The sequence below is a fragment of the Marivita lacus genome (assembly GCF_014637725.1).
Taxonomy (GTDB): Bacteria; Pseudomonadota; Alphaproteobacteria; order Rhodobacterales; family Rhodobacteraceae; genus Marivita; species Marivita lacus.
This window is the reverse complement of record NZ_BMFC01000013.1, coordinates 1-16,744: the sequence shown is the minus strand read 5'-3', so window position 1 is coordinate 16,744 and position 16,744 is coordinate 1. Positions and strand designations below refer to the sequence as shown.

Annotated in this window: 19 protein-coding genes; 14 read left to right on the top strand and 5 right to left on the bottom strand. The window is 60.8% G+C overall.

The genetic code is table 11. From position 1 onward, the window contains the following. Nucleotides 1–148: 148 nt before the first annotated feature. The 6 genes from IEV82_RS18670 to IEV82_RS18645 are packed head-to-tail and all read left to right on the top strand — an operon-like array spanning nt 149 to nt 5,108. Complete coding sequence (locus IEV82_RS18670) at nt 149–1,447, top strand: NAD(P)/FAD-dependent oxidoreductase (protein ID WP_188483597.1); 1,299 nt, start codon at nt 149–151, stop codon at nt 1,445–1,447. Next, nucleotides 1,444–2,199 carry a DUF1365 domain-containing protein gene (locus tag IEV82_RS18665; RefSeq protein ID WP_188483596.1) on the top strand — a complete coding sequence of 252 codons (756 nt, stop codon included), beginning with the start codon at nt 1,444–1,446 and terminating at the stop codon, nt 2,197–2,199. Before IEV82_RS18670 ends, IEV82_RS18665 begins: the two co-directional genes overlap by 4 nt. Then, nucleotides 2,199–3,431 carry an MFS transporter gene (locus IEV82_RS18660; protein WP_188483595.1) on the top strand — a complete coding sequence of 411 codons (1,233 nt, stop codon included), beginning with the start codon at nt 2,199–2,201 and terminating at the stop codon, nt 3,429–3,431. The genes IEV82_RS18665 and IEV82_RS18660 overlap by 1 nt, the downstream gene beginning before the upstream one ends. A 4-nt stretch (nt 3,432–3,435) precedes the next feature. Beyond that, entirely contained in the window at nt 3,436–4,002 is a 567-nt protein-coding gene (locus IEV82_RS18655) for a DUF3833 family protein (protein WP_188483594.1), read from the top strand. Next, the gene (locus IEV82_RS18650) at nt 3,999–4,730 is read left to right on the top strand and encodes an SDR family NAD(P)-dependent oxidoreductase (protein ID WP_188483593.1); all 732 of its coding nucleotides are present in this window, start codon (nt 3,999–4,001) and stop codon (nt 4,728–4,730) included. Before IEV82_RS18655 ends, IEV82_RS18650 begins: the two co-directional genes overlap by 4 nt. Before the next feature lie 60 nt (nt 4,731–4,790). Continuing rightward, nucleotides 4,791–5,108, top strand: a complete 318-nt coding sequence (locus tag IEV82_RS18645; RefSeq protein WP_188483592.1) for a DUF3775 domain-containing protein — start codon at nt 4,791–4,793, stop codon at nt 5,106–5,108. 3 nt (nt 5,109–5,111) lie between these two features. Here the strand turns inward: IEV82_RS18645 and IEV82_RS18640 are convergent, their stop codons facing one another. Then, entirely contained in the window at nt 5,112–6,365 is a 1,254-nt protein-coding gene (locus tag IEV82_RS18640; protein WP_188483591.1) for a DNA polymerase IV, read from the bottom strand. Nucleotides 6,366–6,431: 66 nt separating this feature from the next. On the opposite strand from IEV82_RS18640, the gene IEV82_RS18635 reads away from it, so the two are divergent. Beyond that, complete coding sequence (locus tag IEV82_RS18635; protein ID WP_188483590.1) at nt 6,432–6,830, top strand: NUDIX domain-containing protein; 399 nt, start codon at nt 6,432–6,434, stop codon at nt 6,828–6,830. On the opposite strand, the gene pyrF is transcribed toward IEV82_RS18635, so the two are convergent. Further along, nucleotides 6,815–7,531, bottom strand: a complete 717-nt coding sequence (gene pyrF, locus IEV82_RS18630; protein WP_188483589.1) for an orotidine-5'-phosphate decarboxylase — start codon at nt 7,529–7,531, stop codon at nt 6,815–6,817. The two genes, IEV82_RS18635 and pyrF, sit on opposite strands and share 16 nt — an antisense overlap. Nucleotides 7,532–7,636: 105 nt before the next feature. On the opposite strand from pyrF, the gene IEV82_RS18625 reads away from it, so the two are divergent. From IEV82_RS18625 to IEV82_RS18610, 4 genes are all read left to right on the top strand, one after another. Beyond that, a complete protein-coding gene (locus IEV82_RS18625; protein ID WP_188483588.1) occupies nt 7,637–8,056 on the top strand; it encodes a hypothetical protein in 420 nt (139 codons plus the stop codon). Continuing rightward, a complete protein-coding gene (locus IEV82_RS18620) occupies nt 8,053–8,301 on the top strand; it encodes a LytR C-terminal domain-containing protein (protein ID WP_188483587.1) in 249 nt (82 codons plus the stop codon). The genes IEV82_RS18625 and IEV82_RS18620 overlap by 4 nt, the downstream gene beginning before the upstream one ends. Before the next feature lie 134 nt (nt 8,302–8,435). Continuing rightward, complete coding sequence (clpB, locus tag IEV82_RS18615) at nt 8,436–11,051, top strand: ATP-dependent chaperone ClpB (RefSeq protein ID WP_188483586.1); 2,616 nt, start codon at nt 8,436–8,438, stop codon at nt 11,049–11,051. A gap of 203 nt (nt 11,052–11,254) precedes the next feature. Further along, nucleotides 11,255–11,911: an MT-A70 family methyltransferase gene (locus IEV82_RS18610; RefSeq protein ID WP_188483585.1), complete on the top strand. Its 657-nt coding sequence runs from the start codon at nt 11,255–11,257 to the stop codon at nt 11,909–11,911. A 66-nt stretch (nt 11,912–11,977) separates the two neighbouring features. On the opposite strand, the gene IEV82_RS18605 is transcribed toward IEV82_RS18610, so the two are convergent. The 3 genes from IEV82_RS18605 to IEV82_RS18595 all read right to left on the bottom strand — a co-directional run bounded on the left by IEV82_RS18605 (nt 11,978) and on the right by IEV82_RS18595 (nt 13,984). Beyond that, on the bottom strand, nt 11,978–12,712 hold the full coding sequence (locus IEV82_RS18605; RefSeq protein WP_188483584.1) for a BglII/BstYI family type II restriction endonuclease: 735 nt from the start codon (nt 12,710–12,712) through the stop codon (nt 11,978–11,980). A gap of 155 nt (nt 12,713–12,867) precedes the next feature. Continuing rightward, a complete protein-coding gene (locus tag IEV82_RS18600; RefSeq protein WP_188483583.1) occupies nt 12,868–13,353 on the bottom strand; it encodes a fasciclin domain-containing protein in 486 nt (161 codons plus the stop codon). Between the two features lie 187 nt (nt 13,354–13,540). Next, complete coding sequence (locus IEV82_RS18595; RefSeq protein ID WP_188483582.1) at nt 13,541–13,984, bottom strand: DUF302 domain-containing protein; 444 nt, start codon at nt 13,982–13,984, stop codon at nt 13,541–13,543. Nucleotides 13,985–14,259: 275 nt separating this feature from the next. Between IEV82_RS18595 and rpiB the strand changes: the two genes are divergently transcribed. The 3 genes from rpiB to msrQ all read left to right on the top strand — a co-directional run bounded on the left by rpiB (nt 14,260) and on the right by msrQ (nt 16,359). Then, nucleotides 14,260–14,700 carry a ribose 5-phosphate isomerase B gene (rpiB, locus tag IEV82_RS18590; RefSeq protein ID WP_188483581.1) on the top strand — a complete coding sequence of 147 codons (441 nt, stop codon included), beginning with the start codon at nt 14,260–14,262 and terminating at the stop codon, nt 14,698–14,700. A 135-nt stretch (nt 14,701–14,835) separates the two neighbouring features. Beyond that, on the top strand, nt 14,836–15,741 hold the full coding sequence (msrP, locus tag IEV82_RS18585) for a protein-methionine-sulfoxide reductase catalytic subunit MsrP (RefSeq protein ID WP_188483580.1): 906 nt from the start codon (nt 14,836–14,838) through the stop codon (nt 15,739–15,741). Between the two features lie 3 nt (nt 15,742–15,744). Continuing rightward, nucleotides 15,745–16,359: a protein-methionine-sulfoxide reductase heme-binding subunit MsrQ gene (gene msrQ / locus IEV82_RS18580; protein WP_188483579.1), complete on the top strand. Its 615-nt coding sequence runs from the start codon at nt 15,745–15,747 to the stop codon at nt 16,357–16,359. Nucleotides 16,360–16,744: the final 385 nt, after the last annotated feature.

The following is a 16,744-nucleotide window of genomic DNA, read 5'->3' as shown; positions in this document are numbered from 1 at the left end:
GGTACTGCGACGTAAGCATGTTTGTCGTGAACATGTAATGGTTACGGCTCGGGCACAGGTTCGGATCAAAGATTATTTTCGTTTTCTTTTCATCCGCTGGGGCAGGTAGACCGTAAACAAAACTAGACAATCATCGAAAGAGACCCCTATGCCGTTTGAAGCCCGTGCCAGCGCCCCCAAGAAAATTGCCGTGATTGGCGCAGGGATTTCAGGGATGGGGGCAGCGCATATGCTGTCCGAAGACCACCATGTGACCTTGTATGAAGCCGAGCCCAGACTGGGGGGGCACGCGCGCACCATCGTCGCGGGCAAGAATGGCGATCAGCCTGTCGATACCGGGTTCATCGTGTTCAACTACGCCAACTATCCGCATCTTGCGCGCCTTTTCAAATCGCTCGACGTGCCGGTGACGAAAAGCAGCATGAGCTTTGGGGCGAGCCTTGATGGCGGGCGCATCGAATACGCGCTGGCGTCGCTGGGGTCGATCTTTGCTCAGAAGAAGAACCTGCTGAACCCCAAGTTCCTGCGAATGCTGAAGGACATCACCACCTTCAACAAGCGCGCGCTGGACGCCACGCGGGATCGTAGCCTCAGCCTTGGGGCGTTCCTCGAGCAGCTTGGCACCGGTGAGTGGTTCCGCGAATACTACCTCCTTCCGCTGACCGGCGCGATCTGGTCGACGCCGACGGAACGGGTGATGGATTTCCCGGCGCATGCGCTGGTCCAGTTCATGGAGAACCACGCGCTGCTTTCCCATTCGGGCCAGCATCAGTGGTATACCGTGCAGGGGGGCTCGATCGAATATGTGCGTCGCCTGGAGGCGTCGATGAAGGCGCGCGGCGTGACCCTGCGCCTTGGTGCGCCGATCGACGCGGTGCGCCGTGATGTCACGAGCGTCGACATCAAGGCCAAAGGTGGCGAATGGGAAACCTATGACGAGGTGGTCTTTGCGACCCATTCCGACGACACGCTGCGCCTGCTGTCGGATGCGAGCCCGCTTGAAAAGCGCGCGCTGGGTGCGATCACCTATCAACCCAACCGGATCGTTCTGCACGCCGATGCCAGCATCATGCCGAAAAAGCGGATCTGCTGGTCGTCGTGGAACTATACCGAAAGCGCTGCGAAAGACCTCAACACCATTGATCTGACTTATTGGATGAACAGCCTTCAGCCGATCCCGGAAAGCGATCCGCATTTCGTGACGCTCAACACGACCCGCCCGATCCGCGAAGACCTGATCTATGATGAATGTACGCTGCGCCACCCCGTATATGACCTCGATGCGCTGGCTGCGCAGGACACTGTGCGGGACATGAATGGCACGAACCGGACATGGTTCTGCGGTGCCTGGATGAAGAACGGCTTTCATGAGGACGGCCTTGGCAGCGCGGTTGATGTGGTGGACGCCATCCGGGCGCGCAACGCGGTTGCGGTGGCGGCTGAATGAAGGCTGTCGATCATATCGTCGGCCACACCTATCACGGTCGCAAGGGCAATACGGGAAACGCCTTTCGGTACTCCATCGACTACGTGATGGTGGATGCCGAGGCCAAGCCGAAGACGCCGTGGCTGTTTTCCCGCAACAAGGGCAACGTGGCAAGCCTGCTCGACAGCGACCACGGTGGAGCGCCGGGTCAGGGCCGTGGGGCTGTCTGGGCCCGCGAGGTTCTGGACGCGCATCAGGTTCGGGCGGTCGGTCCGCTTCTGCTTCTGGCGCAACCGCGATTCCTTGGGCATGTGTTCAACCCGGTATCGTTCTGGCTGGCGCACGACGAAAAGGACAAGCTTGTTGCGGTGATCGCAGAGGTGTCGAACACCTTTGGTGACCGCCATTCCTACCTGTGTCGCAAGCCGGACAATTCGGCAATCAGCGCGTCGGACCGGGTGCAGGCGACCAAGATTTTCTATGTCTCGCCGTTTCAGCCGGTCGAAGGCGGATACGAGTTCCGCTTTGACATCCGCCCCGACAGGATCGGGATCTGGATCGACTATTCGCAGGCCGAAGGCGGGCTGATTGCCACTCTGACCGGACCGCGCAAACCCATCAGCAACGCGTCGATCCTGCGGTCGCTGCTGCGCCGTCCGTTCGGGTCGCGCCGGGTTCTGGCGCTGATCCATTGGCAGGCGCTGAAACTTTGGTGGAAAGGCTCGCGTTATCGCACGCGGCCGGAACCGCCCTTGGAAGAAGTCAGCCAGTAATGAGCGCTGATCGGCAGAACCTTGGTGGATACGCCATTTTCGCGGCGGTCCTCGCGGCAGCGGGTTTGCCAATCTATATCCATGCGCCCAAGTTTTATGTCGATGAATATGGCGTCAGCCTTGCCGCGCTGGGGTCGGTTCTTTTCGGGCTGCGGCTGCTCGACGTCGTGCAGGACCCGCTGCTGGGGAAGCTGGCCGTCGCCGTGCGCCGCTTTCAGGGCGTCGCGGTCGGTGTGACGCTGGCGATCATGGGCGCCGCGATGCTGGGCCTGTTCGCGGTCACACCGCCGACCAACCCGATCCTGTGGTTCGCGGTGATGCTGACGCTGGTCTTTTCGGCGTTCAGCTTTCTGACCATCAACTTTTATGCGCGCGGGGTGAAGAAGGCCAGGACGCTGGGCGGCGACACGGGCTATCTCACGGTGGCCCGCTGGCGCGAAACCGGCGCGTTGCTGGGGGTGTGCGTGGCGTCGGTGATGCCATCGGTCTTTCTGGCCCTCGCGTGGCCCGAATTCGTGGCCTATGCCGCCGTCTTTGCGCTGGCCTGCCTGATCGCCGGGATCGCGATGCACAACGAATGGCGCGGCGCGACGACCGAGCCTTCGGCGGGGTTCGGTATTGTCCTCAAGGACCAGATCTCGCGTCGGCTGCTGCTGATCGCCTTGGTGAACGCCGCGCCGGTTGCCGTGAGTTCGACGCTGTTCCTGTTCTTCGTGGAAAGCCGTCTGGATGCGCCGGGCTGGGAAGGACCGCTGTTGCTGCTGTTCTTCGTGGCCGCCGCTGCGGCTGCCCCTTTGTGGGGAGCTTTGGCCGAACGTGTGGGCGCAAAGCCCGCGCTTTTGGCGGCGATGGTGCTGGCGATCATCGCCTTCAGCTTTGCCATGATGCTGGGCAGTGGCGACACGGTCTGGTTCGCGATCATCTGCCTGGCCTCGGGGGCTGCGGTCGGTGCGGATCTGACGCTGTTGCCCGCCGTGTTCGCGCGGCGCATGGAAACCGTCGCGCCCGAAGGGTCCGAGGGGTTCGCGCTTTGGGGCTTCGTCTCCAAGCTCACGCTCGCCTTTGCGGCCATCGCGTTGCTGCCCATCCTCGAGGCCAGCGGCTTTGTCTCGGGCGCCGAGAACAGCGATGTGGCGCTGACGACTTTGACTTTGCTCTACGCAGGAGTGCCCTGCGCTTTGAAACTGGTGGCGATCGGCCTTTTGATCGCAACACCGATTGGAAAGGAATGACGTCATGGAGACAGTCTTTCTTATATTTCTCGGAGCAAGCCTCATGCTCAGCCTTGGATATCTCAAGAACAGGTACCTTGGGTTCTACGGCCAATCCCCGTCCGACTATGCCGATGCGCGGGGAGAGGCGTTCGACCTTCGGACCCATCTGAACGGGCCAATTGTCTGCGAAGGGGTGATCTACGGCCCAACCGGTCGCGTCACATCGCGCTTTGTCGGCGACTTCGATGCGGTCTGGACCGGCAACAAAGGGGTCATGACGGAACGGTTCGTCTATGACAGTGGCGATGAAGTGCTGCGTGAATGGAACCTGACACTGGGCAATGACGGCCATATTCGCGCCACCGCGTCGGATGTCGTGGGCGAGGGACAGGGGATTCAAAGCGGCCCGACGGTGCGGCTCAAGTACAAGTACAAGCTGCCGGAAAATCAGGGTGGGCACGTGCTGGACACAACAGACTGGATGTATCTTGCGCCGAATGGAACGATCGTGAACCGCAGCCAGTTTCGCAAATACGGAATCAAGGTGGCCGAACTGGTGGCCACCATGCGCAGGAAGGAAACGGCGTGATCGACTGGGCAGGTAAACGGTATTGGTTGGTCGGGGCAAGCGAAGGCCTCGGCGAAGCTCTGGCGCAGAAGATGAGTGCGGCAGGCGTTCACCTGATTTTGTCTGCCCGAAGCGAGGACAAGCTGCATGAATTGGCTGGTCGCCTGCCGGGAAAGGCCGATGTTGTTCCGGTCGATGTGTCTGACACGGACTCGGTCAAGGCCGCGGCAGAGGCGGTTGGCGACATCGACGGCGTGGTACAGCTTGCCGGTGTCTACTGGCCGTTCGGGGCCAAGGATTGGGACATGGATCAGGCCATCGCCATGGCCGACATCAACTTTACAGGTGCCATGCGTCTGATGGGGGCTGTCGTTCCGAAATTCGTGGAACGCGATGCGGGGCATATCGTGCTGACCGGATCACTGTCCGGCTTTCGTGGCTTGCCTGCCGCCGCTGCCTATACCTCGTCCAAGGCGGGGGTCATGACGCTGGCGGAATCGCTTTATGCGGACCTGCACAGGACAAATGTGCGCGTGCAGTTGATCAATCCGGGCTTCGTCAAGACACGGCTGACCGACAAGAACGATTTCAAGATGCCGTTCATCATGGAACCTGAACAAGCCGCCCAAGAGTTTTTCGAACACATGAACAGCAGCGCGTTCAAGCGCAGCTTTCCGACGCTGTTTTCATGGGTTTTCCGGGGCAGCCAGTTTCTGCCGGACTGGCTCTACTACCGGCTGTTTGCGTAAGATCAAAGTCAAAGATGCCTGTGTCGTCCATGTTTGAATCACCGGCATGGGAGATTCGACATGGAACATATCACTGCAAACAAGGTGGCCGCAGTCATTGTTATGGCGCGCGAACTGAACCGCGCCGAAGGCGAGATGCGCGGCTTCATCGACCGCATGACCGAAGAAGAGCAGGCGGAACTGGTCACGATCATGTGGATCGGGCGTGGTGCGTTCGAGGTCGAGGAGTGGGACGAGGCCTTCGAGACCGCGTTGAACGAAGCCACCACGCCCACCGCAGATTACCTGATCGGCACGCCGCATCTGTCGGATCATCTCGAGTCCGGTCTGGAAGCGTTGGGCATTTCTGCGGTGGACGAAGAAAACCAGTTGATGTGAGCCTCAGCGCAGGGCGCGGCCCTTGAGGATCGCGTCAGGTCCGAATTTTTCCCGGATCGCATCGGTCGCCCGTTCGGCTTGCGCACGTTTTGTGCCTTGCGGGTCCAGGAGGTCTCCAGAGACATCCGCACCCTCCGCCGGGCTGAGATCGCTGATCCCGGTGCCCAAAAGGCGATAGGGGCCCTGATCTCCGACCTGATCGAACAGCGCCCGCGCGGTACGGTAAATGCGGTCTGCGATCTGAGTCGGATCGCTCAGGGACACGCGTTTGGTGATCAGCGTGAAGTTCGACCGCTTGAGCTTGAGCGTCACCACCCGCCCGGCCAGTGACTTGGCCTTGGCACGATCCGACACCTTTTCGCACATGCGCCACAGATGCCCGTCCAGCAGATCGGGATCGTTGGTGTCGTCATGAAACGTGGTTTCGTTCGAGATGGATTTCATTGGGCTGTGCGCCGAAACGCGCCTTAGGTCCTGCCCGCGTGCAAGATGCCAGAGGCGGTGGCCCATGCTGCCGAACCGCTGCGTGAGGTCGTTCATCTCCCAGCGCAGCAGATCGTCGAAGGTGCGGATGCCCGCGCGGTCCAATGAGTCCTGAGTGGCGGCACCGACGCCCCAGATCAGCCGCACGGGTTTGGGTCGCAGGAAGGCTTGGGTTTCGGCGGCACCGATCACTGAAAAGCCGCGCGGCTTGTCCAGATCCGACGCGATCTTGGCAAGAAACTTGTTGTGGCTCAGGCCGATGGACCCGGTGAGGCCCAGTTCGTCACGCATCCGTTTGACCAGCCGCGCGAGCATCACCGCAGGTGGATGGCCGTGCAGGCGTGCAGTTCCCGTCAGGTCGATGAACGCCTCGTCCAGCGACAGGGGTTCGATTGCGGGTGTCAGTTCCTCCATCAATTGCCGGATCGCGCGGGAGGCGTCGACATAGGCGTCCATCCGCGGTGTCACGATCACCGCATCGGGGCAAAGCTGCAGTGCCTTGAACATCGGCATGGCGGACCGGACGCCCCTGATCCGCGCGACATAGCAGGCGGTCGACACCACGCCGCGCCGTCCGCCGCCGATGATCACAGGTTTGTCCGCCAGATCGGGATTGTCGCGCTTTTCGACCGAAGCGTAGAACGCATCGCAATCCATATGCGCGATGCTGAGGTCATAAAGCTCTGGATGAGCAATCACGCGGGGGCTGCGGCATGCGGGGCAGCGCGCACCGGCATCGAATTCGGTCAGACAATCGCGGCAAAGGGCGGGCATGGGGTGGCTATCCGAAGGGGTGTCTTGAGGATACACCCGGCGCGGGACAGACAAAAGGGTTGGATCATGCAGGATTTTGGAGGTGCAAAGCTGATCCTGTTCATAGGGGATAGGATCGTTGTGCTGCGCCGGGATGACAGGCCGGACATCCCGTGGCCCGGACGGCTCGATCTGCCGGGCGGCGGGCGTGACGGTTCCGAGACAGCAGAGGCCTGCGTGCTGCGCGAAACCTTCGAGGAAGTCGGCCTCTCGCTGGAGGAGCGTGATCTTGTCTGGTGCGACCGGTTCAACGCGGGCGTGTTCTTTGCGGTGCATCTGCCGGAGGACGCGGAAGCGCGGATCGTGTTTGGCTCAGAGGGGCAGGGATGGGAGTTGATCGACCCAGCCGAATACATCTGTCACCCCGAGGCGATCCCGCATTTTGCTGAAATGGTCCAACGCTACTTGGATCAGGCGTTGGGCTGACACGCTTGGGGTGATTGCATCTCTGCCACGATGGCCCGTGCCGCGGCGCGTGGATCAGCAGCTTTCCAGACCGGGCGCCCGACGACGATATGATCGACGCCGTTCTTGACCGCGTTGGCCGGCGTCGCGACTCGCTTCTGATCGCCCAGATCGGCCCCTGCCGGGCGCACACCCGGTGTGACGATCAACCGGCCTGCCGCCTCGGGCAGGGCGCGGATCAGCGCGGCTTCGTTGGGCGATGAGATCACGCCGTCTGCTCCCGCAGCAAAAGCGCGACCAGCGCGTTCGACCACGAGGTCGGGAAGCGCGCCATCCCGGATCAGGGCGTCGTCCAGATCGCTGCGCTCCAGCGAGGTCAGGATTGTGACAGCGAGGATCTTGAGGTCTGTGCCCGAGGCACCTTCCTTGGCGGCGCGGACCACGTAGGGGTCGCCATGCACGGTCAGGAAATCCAGATCGAACTGCGCCAACCCGCGCACGGCGGCTTCGACCGTGGCCCCGATGTCGAACAGCTTCATGTCGAGGAAAATGCGCTTGCCGTGCTCTCGCTTGAGTTCGTCGGCCAAGGCCAGCCCGCCGCCCGTGAGCATGCCCAGACCGATCTTGTAGAACGACACCGTGTCACCCAGCTTGGCGGCAAGTTCCAGCCCGGCCACTGCGTTCGGCACGTCCAAAGCGACAATCAGGCGGTCATCGGACATATCAGGGCTCTCCTGTGAATGGTGCCCCCGTCTTACAAGCGTGCGGCGACGCGTCAAGGAACAACCCAAATCGCCGCGGGTTGAGTCCCCGATAACGGAGGACCCATGACACAGAACACCGAAGACTCTGGCGCAAAGACCATGGCACGCCCAATCGCCCTTATCGCCGTCATCGCGGCGATCATGGCGTTTGTCGTCTGGCAATTTGGTCCGGTCGCCTATTCGACGACGAACCCCTATCCCGACGATCTGACCCAGAACCCGACCGGTGCCGGCAGCAATCCGGACGATGTGGGAACCGTTCTGGAAGACGAGGCGAACGTCCCGGTAGAGCGCGTTCCGAGCGATATCCTCGACGGCAGTGCCGATGCCACGGACCTGACCGGCATTCAGGACCCCGTTCCGGACAACACGGTTGCTGACGAGGGCCGACGCTTGCTTGACGCCGACGAGTTGGTTTCCCCGGAAAACGGGACCGTCAACAACGAGACAGGCATGGCAGAAACGACGGAGGACTCGCAATGAGACGGTATCTTTACGCAATGATCCCGATTGGATTCATCCTGCTGGTCGCCGCGATGGTGTGGATCGGTCGCCCGACAGGCGGGCCGGTCGCGCCGGAATCGCAGCAGATCGACACAAGCCCGCTGGACACAAGCGAGTCGCCCGAGCCACAGACAGATGAAGTGGTCGATCCGGACACCGACAGCGCAGGCGTGCCTTCGCCGTCCGGGCCTGAATATCGCGACAATGAAACTGTTATCGACTAGGGGTCGGGCTTGGTGATCACGACCTCTTGAACGGGGTGCCGCGTGCCCCCATTTCCTATTTCGAAGGCCCAGTATGGGACGTGCCGAAGTCGGGCGTCCTGGCAGACGGGGTGCTTAACAAGAAGGAGAGAACCATGAACTTGGAGAAGTTCACGGAACGGTCGCGCGGTTTCATCCAGGCGGCCCAGACGATTGCGATGCGGGAAAGCCATCAACGGCTGGCGCCCGAACACATCCTCAAGGCATTGATGGACGATGCGCAGGGGTTGGCCTCCAACCTCATTCAACGCGCGGGCGGTGCGCCGCAGCGGGTCGTACAGGCGTTGGATGGCAAGCTTGCCAAGATTCCCAAGGTGTCGGGCGATGCGGGGCAGGTCTATCTGGACAGCGCGACGGGCAAGGTGCTCGACGAGGCGGAAAAGATCGCCAAGAAAGCCGGGGACAGTTTTGTTCCGGTGGAGCGCATCCTCATGGCGCTTGCCATGGTCAAGAGCCCTGCGAAAGAGGCGCTTGAGGCCGGTGCGGTGAATGCGCAGGATTTGAATTCCGCGATCAACGACATCCGCAAGGGGCGTACCGCCGACAGCGCAAGCGCCGAGGATCAGTACGAAGCGCTCAAGAAATTCACGCTGGATCTGACCGAACGGGCCCGCGAGGGCAAGATTGACCCGATCATCGGTCGGGACGATGAAATCCGCCGGGCGATGCAGGTGCTCAGCCGCCGGACCAAGAACAACCCGGTTCTGATCGGGGAACCCGGCGTGGGCAAGACCGCGATTGCCGAAGGTCTGGCGCTGCGCATCATCAATGGTGACGTTCCTGAATCCCTGCGCAACAAGCGGCTTCTGGCGCTCGACATGGGCGCGTTGATCGCCGGTGCGAAATATCGCGGTGAATTCGAGGAGCGGCTGAAAGGCATCCTGTCCGAAGTGACCTCTGCTGCGGGCGAAATCATCCTGTTCATCGACGAGATGCACACGCTTGTGGGCGCGGGCAAGGCCGATGGCGCGATGGATGCGTCGAACCTGCTCAAGCCTGCGCTGGCGCGGGGCGAATTGCATTGCGTGGGTGCCACGACGCTGGATGAATACCGCAAGCATGTCGAGAAAGACGCGGCCCTGGCCCGTCGCTTCCAGCCTGTGTTGGTTCAGGAACCGACGGTCGAGGACACGATTTCGATCCTGCGGGGCATCAAGGAAAAGTACGAGCTTCACCACGGTGTGCGGATTTCCGACTCTGCGTTGGTGGCGGCGGCGACACTGTCGCATCGCTACATCACAGACCGGTTCCTGCCGGACAAGGCCATCGATCTGATGGACGAGGCGGCCGCGCGGCTGCGGATGGAAGTGGACAGCAAGCCAGAAGAGCTGGACGCGCTGGACCGAGACATCCTGCAAAAGCAGATCGAGGTCGAGGCGCTGCGTTCCGAGGATGACCAGGCGTCGAAAGATCGGCTTGAGAAGCTGGAACGGGATCTTGCCGACCTGCAAGAGAAATCGTCCGAGATGACAGCCAAGTGGCAGGCGGAGCGTGACAAGCTGGCCTCGGCACGGGATGTCAAGGAGCAGCTGGACCGCGCGCGGGCAGAGCTTGAAATCGCCAAGCGCGAAGGCAACCTCGCCAAGGCAGGTGAGCTGTCTTACGGCGTGATTCCACAGTTGGAAAAGCAGTTGGCCGCGTCAGAGAGTTCGGACGACGATGTCATGGTCGAAGAGGCCGTGCGCCCCGAACAGATCGCAGGCGTGGTCGAACGCTGGACCGGGATTCCGACGTCAAAGATGCTCGAAGGTGAACGCGACAAGCTGTTGCGTATGGAAGACGGACTGCACAAGCGCGTCATCGGTCAGGATCAGGCGGTCAAGGCCATTGCCAACGCGGTGCGCCGGGCACGGGCCGGTCTCAACGACGAGAACCGTCCCTTGGGCAGTTTCCTGTTCCTCGGGCCGACCGGCGTGGGCAAGACCGAACTGACTAAGGCGGTGGCCGAGTTCCTGTTCGACGACGATAACGCCATGGTGCGGATCGACATGTCGGAGTTCATGGAGAAACACTCCGTCTCCCGCCTGATCGGCGCACCTCCGGGCTATGTCGGTTATGACGAAGGTGGCGTTCTGACCGAAGCCGTGCGGCGGCGCCCGTATCAGGTGGTGCTGTTCGACGAGGTCGAAAAGGCGCATCCGGACGTGTTCAACGTGCTGCTTCAGGTGCTCGATGACGGTGTGTTGACCGATGGTCAGGGTCGGACGGTCGACTTCAAGCAGACGCTGATCGTGCTGACCTCGAACCTTGGGTCGCAGGCGCTGTCTCAACTGCCGGACGGGGCCGATGGCGCACAGGCCAAGCGCGACGTGATGGACGCGGTGCGGGCGCATTTCCGTCCCGAGTTCCTGAACCGTCTGGACGAGACTGTCATCTTCGACCGGCTCAAGCGCGAGGACATGCACGGAATCGTGGATATCCAGATGTCGCGGCTGCTCAAGCGGCTTGCGGCGCGCAAGATCGACCTGCAGCTGGACGATGCCGCGCGCAAGTGGCTGGCCGAGGAAGGCTACGATCCGGTCTTCGGCGCGCGGCCCTTGAAGCGGGTGATCCAGCGCGCGCTTCAAGATCCGCTGGCCGAGATGCTCTTGGCGGGGGATGTCGCCGATGGGGACCTGGTTCCGGTCACGGCAGGCGCCGAAGGGTTGATCATCGGGGATCGCGTCGCGGCTTCAAATCGGCCGCGCCCGGATGATGCCGTTGTGCATTGAAGCTTGAGCCTTTGATCTTGGGAATGGCGGGGGTGACCCCGCCTTTTTCGACTTTGCCTGTTGCGGGTTTGCAAACTCCGTCATGCGGTTTGCAAAGTTTTAAGGCACAGGCGTCATGCTGACCGTCTGCGACGCGCGATCTTTGTTTGCCCGATACCAAATATTGAATTAGACAAGAACGAACCCACAACAAGAGGTGAGTCATGACAGCTGCGGACGATCTGCGCAAATTCCTGGGCGACGACCGCTTTGCGACTGTCATGGCAGACCCGCCATGGCGGTTCCAGAACCGGACAGGCAAGGTCGCGCCCGAACACAAGCGTCTTGCGCGATACCCCACGATGGAGCTGGAAGAGATCTGTGCACTGCCCGTGGCCCGTCATCTCGAGGACCGGGCACATTGTTATCTCTGGGTGCCCAATGCGCTCTTGCCCGATGGGTTGCAGGTGCTGAACGCCTGGGGCTTTGAGTACAAGTCGAACATCATCTGGGAAAAGGTGCGCAAGGATGGCGGGCCGGACGGGCGCGGTGTCGGGTTCTATTTTCGGAACGTGACGGAAATCCTGCTGTTCGGAGTTCGGGGCAAGGATGTGCGCACCCTGGGACCGGGGCGGAGCCAGGTGAATTATATCGAAGCCGATGAGCCTGATGGTGACGTGCTCAAGACGCGAAAGCGCGAGCACAGCCGCAAACCTGATGAGCAGTACAAGATCATCGAAAGCTGTTCCTGGGGGCCATATCTTGAATTGTTCGGCCGCGGTGTCCGGGATGGCTGGACGGTTTGGGGCAATCAGGCCAGCGACGATTACAAGCCGACCTGGAAGACCTACAAGCACAATTCCGGTGTTGCGGCAGAGTAACTCCGGCGGGCGATGTCGTTTCGATTGATCGAAACGCGATGACGCACCATCGAGCCAGCGCAACTGTCACTCTTGAATGATTGACGCGGACAATCCGATCAGCAGCAAAGGGCAGGGATTGCCGACACCCCGGTCGATCCGGTCCTTCAGCTTTTGCCAATGCGTTGTGGCGGCGCCGAACTTGTCGCTGACGAACTGCTTGGAAAAGGCATGGGCAAAGGGAAGGCCCTGATTCATCAGCCGTTGCACCTTGTCGCGCTGGCGCCGGGTCCGATCCTTCATGCCGAAGGCCTCGACCATCTCTGCCTCGTCGTGAAAGCCGTGTTTTTCGATGCAGCGCAGGATCAACCCGTGCATGTCGTCCTGAAGACTCGCGCCGCGTGTGATCAGGATCCCCACGGAAATCGCTGATTGCGCATGCAGGCGCTGGAAGTTCTCCAGATCGCGGTCGAAAAAGGGATCCTTGTTGTTCCACTCGATCTCGAGCGCGACCTTGCCAAGCGTCGTTCTGCGGACATGGTCGATCTCGTGGCTGTGGGACACGGTTTCCCGCCCATCGACGATCAGCCTGAAGTCGAACGTATGTTTGGGCCAGTGATCTTCATAGAGGCGTTTGCGCAGCCGTTGAGTCGACAGTGCCTCACCACCACCGGAACCGATGAGTTCCTCCGCTGGGATGCTGAGGTCCAGCAGCGCGGATTCCAGTTCGCCCGAAATGTCCGGAAAATCGACCGACAGGATCGCACCCGCATGGTTGCGGGTTTCGACATCAAATCCAGTGTGGCGCAATTGTTCGAACATGCGCGCATGTTTAAGCGTTTGGCAGGGCGCCTCAAGGGGCGTTTGATGGGCATCGGCAGGGTTTGCAAAGTTGGATCGACGGTTTGCAAATTGCGTCTGCGCAAGAAAAAGGGCGGTCCGAAGACCGCCCCTTTTTAGAGTCGTGAAGCCTGGCTTCAGCCTTCCGGCAGCATCACGGTGTCGATCACGTGGATCACACCGTTGGAGGCTTCGATGTCAGCCGTGGTTACGGTCGCGCCTTCAACCATCACGCCAGTGTCGAGGTCGATGGTCACGGTCGCGCCCTGAACGGTTTCGGCTTCCATGTCGTCCATGAGGTCGGTCGACATGACTTTGCCCGGAACGACGTGATAGGTCAGGATCGAAACCAGCTGGTCCTTGTTTTCCGGCAACAGCAGGTTTTCGACGGTGCCTTCCGGCAGAGCGGCGAAGGCTGCGTCGGTCGGAGCGAACACTGTGAACGGGCCTTCGCCCTTCAGTGTTTCGACCAGGCCAGCGGCCTGAACGGCAGCGACGAGTGTCTCGAACGAACCAGCTTCGATTGCTGTGTCGACGATATCCTTGGAGTGACCTTCGGCGAATGCGGTGCTGGCCAGCATGGATGCGGCAGCTGTGAGGGCGAGTGTTGTCTTACGAAACATAAGTGTCGTCCTTTTTGTAATGCGTTCTGATGCGTCTTGCACATCTAAGGTTTCAACGCGCGCCAACCGCATTTGGATCAGCGGGGGAATCCGCCGATGTCGCTTGACGAAAGGGATCCGCCGACTAAGCCGCAAGCCTTTGCTATTTCAAGTGAAATTCTTGTGATCCCGCGTCATGAACCCGTTATCAATCGAACCCGATCGCGGCCCTCGCAAGGTCGTCCAGAAGCGCCTCTACGGATTTCATCGCACCCTCGGGAAAGGTGCGAAAGCCGATCGTCGTGACCTCGGGTGTTTCGGGGCGGACCATGACAAATATGTCGTATGGGCAGAACAGGATGTTCATCGGATCAGCCTCCATCACCTCGCGGGACAGCTTGGCAGAGCAAAAGCTGTAGATGTCGGCATCGAGGAACAGCGTGACATCCGATCCGACATCGCCCCTGGTGCGTTCGAGCATGTCGCCGGTGTGGCTGACATGGTCGATGACCAGCCCGGCGTCGAGGATCGCGTTCTCGAGCCCGAAGGTGACATCGTCGAAGGATTGATCGCTGTCGTAGGTGATCATGTCGGCAGCCAAGACCGGGGATGCCGCGAGTGTCAGGGCGAATATGGCGAGCAGGCGTTTCATGGGGGATCCTTTTGTGGCAATCCGTGCCGTAAGCTGGGGACGTTGGGGCAGTCTAACGTGATCCCTGTTTTAGATGCAACGAATTGAATGTGACCGTCTGGCGAGTTCGACCATTCATGCGATGGCCGTCGGCTCCGGACTCCTGGTCGCTGCGCCTTGAGTGCCCTGATTGACCATCATTTCGCGGCGTCGCCTGTCGCAGCCTGCAGGAATTGACGATGGCGTCGGTATCTGGTTCACAGCAATCACCCTTTCGAGCAACAGGACCCGTGGACATGACCGACGCGACACGCATTGTACTTTCCAGCGATCACGCTGCCATCGGCCTCCGGCAGGCGATTGCACAGCACATTGCCGCGCAGGGCTGGGATGTCGTCGATATCGGCCCCACCACACCCGAAAGCACGCATTACCCAAAGCACGGCAAGGCCGCAGCGGAGCGGGTGGCATCGGGTGACTGCCAGTTGGGGATCATCCTGTGCGGCACCGGGCAGGGCATCATGATGGCGGCGAACAAGGTCACGGGCATCCGCTGCGGTGTCTGTTCCGACACGTTCTCGGCGCGGATGATCCGGCAGCACAACGATGCGAACATGCTGTCGATCGGGGCGCGGGTTGTCGGTGAGGGGCTTGCGCTGGATATCGTAGATGCGTTTCTCGGTGCCGCGTTCGAGGGTGGCCGCCACGCGACACGGGTCGAGATGATCGAAGGCTAGGCTGCGCGAGGCGCACCCGGGAGTGTGCGCCGCCTGCACAGGTTTCAGGCCCATTACGCAGACGTGAGACAAGTTGGTTTGGTGATGTGACGCGCTGCCTCTATATCCTCAATGGACAAGGACAAAGAGGACAGCATGGCGCATCGTTGGAAAAACACCCTGACCGCAGAAGACGTGACCCCGTATTCTGCCTTTCTGAACCGTCGGCAATTGATGGCTGGTCTTGCCGCTGGTGGCATCGCCGGCGCGGTGCCCAAGGGTGCCCTTGCCCAGGAGTCGCTCGAGCCGAACACCTGGGAAGAGATCACCAACTATTGCAACTACTACGAGTTTGGCACCGGCAAGGAAGATCCGGCGCGCTATGCGCAGGCCCTGACCATTGATCCGTGGACAGTGCGGATCGACGGGCTTGTCGACAAACCCGGCGATTACAGCTTTGCCGACATCATGTCCCAGATGACCGTCGAGGAACGCATCTACCGCTTCCGCTGTGTCGAGGCGTGGTCGATGGTCATCCCTTGGAACGGGTTTGAACTGGCGGACCTCTTGAACTGGGTCGGGGTGCAATCCGGCGCGAAATACGTCGCCTTCGAGACAGCCCTGCGCCCGGACGAGATGCCCGGCGTGTCGCGCCCTGTGCTGGACTGGCCCTATGTCGAAGGCCTGCGCCTTGACGAGGCGATGCACCCGCTCACCATGATGGCAACCGGCATCTACGGCCGCGACATCCTCAAGCAGAACGGCGCACCGCTGCGTCTGGTGGTGCCGTGGAAATACGGGTTCAAGTCGATCAAGTCGATCGTCCGCATCTCGCTGGTCGAGGACGAGCCTCCCGCAAGCTGGAATGTCGCCAATCCGCGCGAATACGGATTTTACAGCAACGTGAATCCCGAAGTGGATCACCCGCGCTGGTCGCAGGCCACGGAGCGTCTGATCGGCAGCGGCATCTTCGCCACGCGCCAGCCGACGCTGATGTTCAACGGGTATGCCGATGAGGTGGCCAGCCTCTATGACGGCATGGACCTTCGGATCTCGTTCTAGGCCGTGGTCGACTATCTCAACGCTGCGCTGCGTCGCGTCCCTGCGTGGGTGCTGTATATACTGGCTCCCATGCCGGTTCTCGTCATCTTCTATCTTGGCCTCACCGGCGCGCTTGGCATCGACCCCGCCAAGCGCATCGAGCATGAATTGGGCCTTTGGAGCCTCTGGCTGCTGATCGCGGGGCTTGCGGTCACGCCGCTGCGCCGTTGGGTGGGTCTGAACCTGCTCAAGTTCCGCAGGGCGATAGGCGTCATCACCTTCTTCTATCTGCTCGCACATCTCCTGACATGGCTGGTGCTCGATGTGCAGTTCCAGAATGTCTGGGCAGACATCGTCAAGCGCTGGTACATCACCGTCGGGATGGCTGCGTTTGTCCTGATGCTGCCGCTGGCACTGACCTCGAACAACTGGAGCCTGCGGTGGCTGGGGCCGGGCACGTGGCGCAAGCTCCATACGCTGGTCTATCCCATCGCGATTCTCGGCGCGCTGCATTTCTTGTTGTTGGTAAAGGGCTTTCAATGGGAACCGATCCTCTACGCTGCGGTCATTGCAGTGCTTCTGCTGAGCCGTGTGCGCCCCGAACGTCTGCGCAGTTTCAGGCTGTTGCGGCAGGCATGAACAGCAGGTCTTGCGTGTTCATATCGGTGCCTCACTAAATCTGGTTGCGGGCTTTCACGAATTGCGCAGGGTGGATGGAGCGCGACCGATTATTGCGCCAAAACGCTGTTTTCATGGAGAAAACGAACCCAAAGAAAAATCTGCAAAGCGCGTGTTTTTTCGCTTGCGGAGTTTGGTGACTAACCGTAGAACCCCCTTCACCGGCGCTGCTGAGGCGGACGCGGGGGCATCGGAAGGGTTGGCGGGCTGAGGTTCGGATGGTCTGGAAGGTGGATAATTCAGGGGTAAATGAGGGCGGCGCGCCGGTTAGTTAGGGCGCACTGGTCTGGTTGTTTGTCTTCTGGGTTGCTCTTTGACATTGCTAATATCTGAAGAGATATGCGGG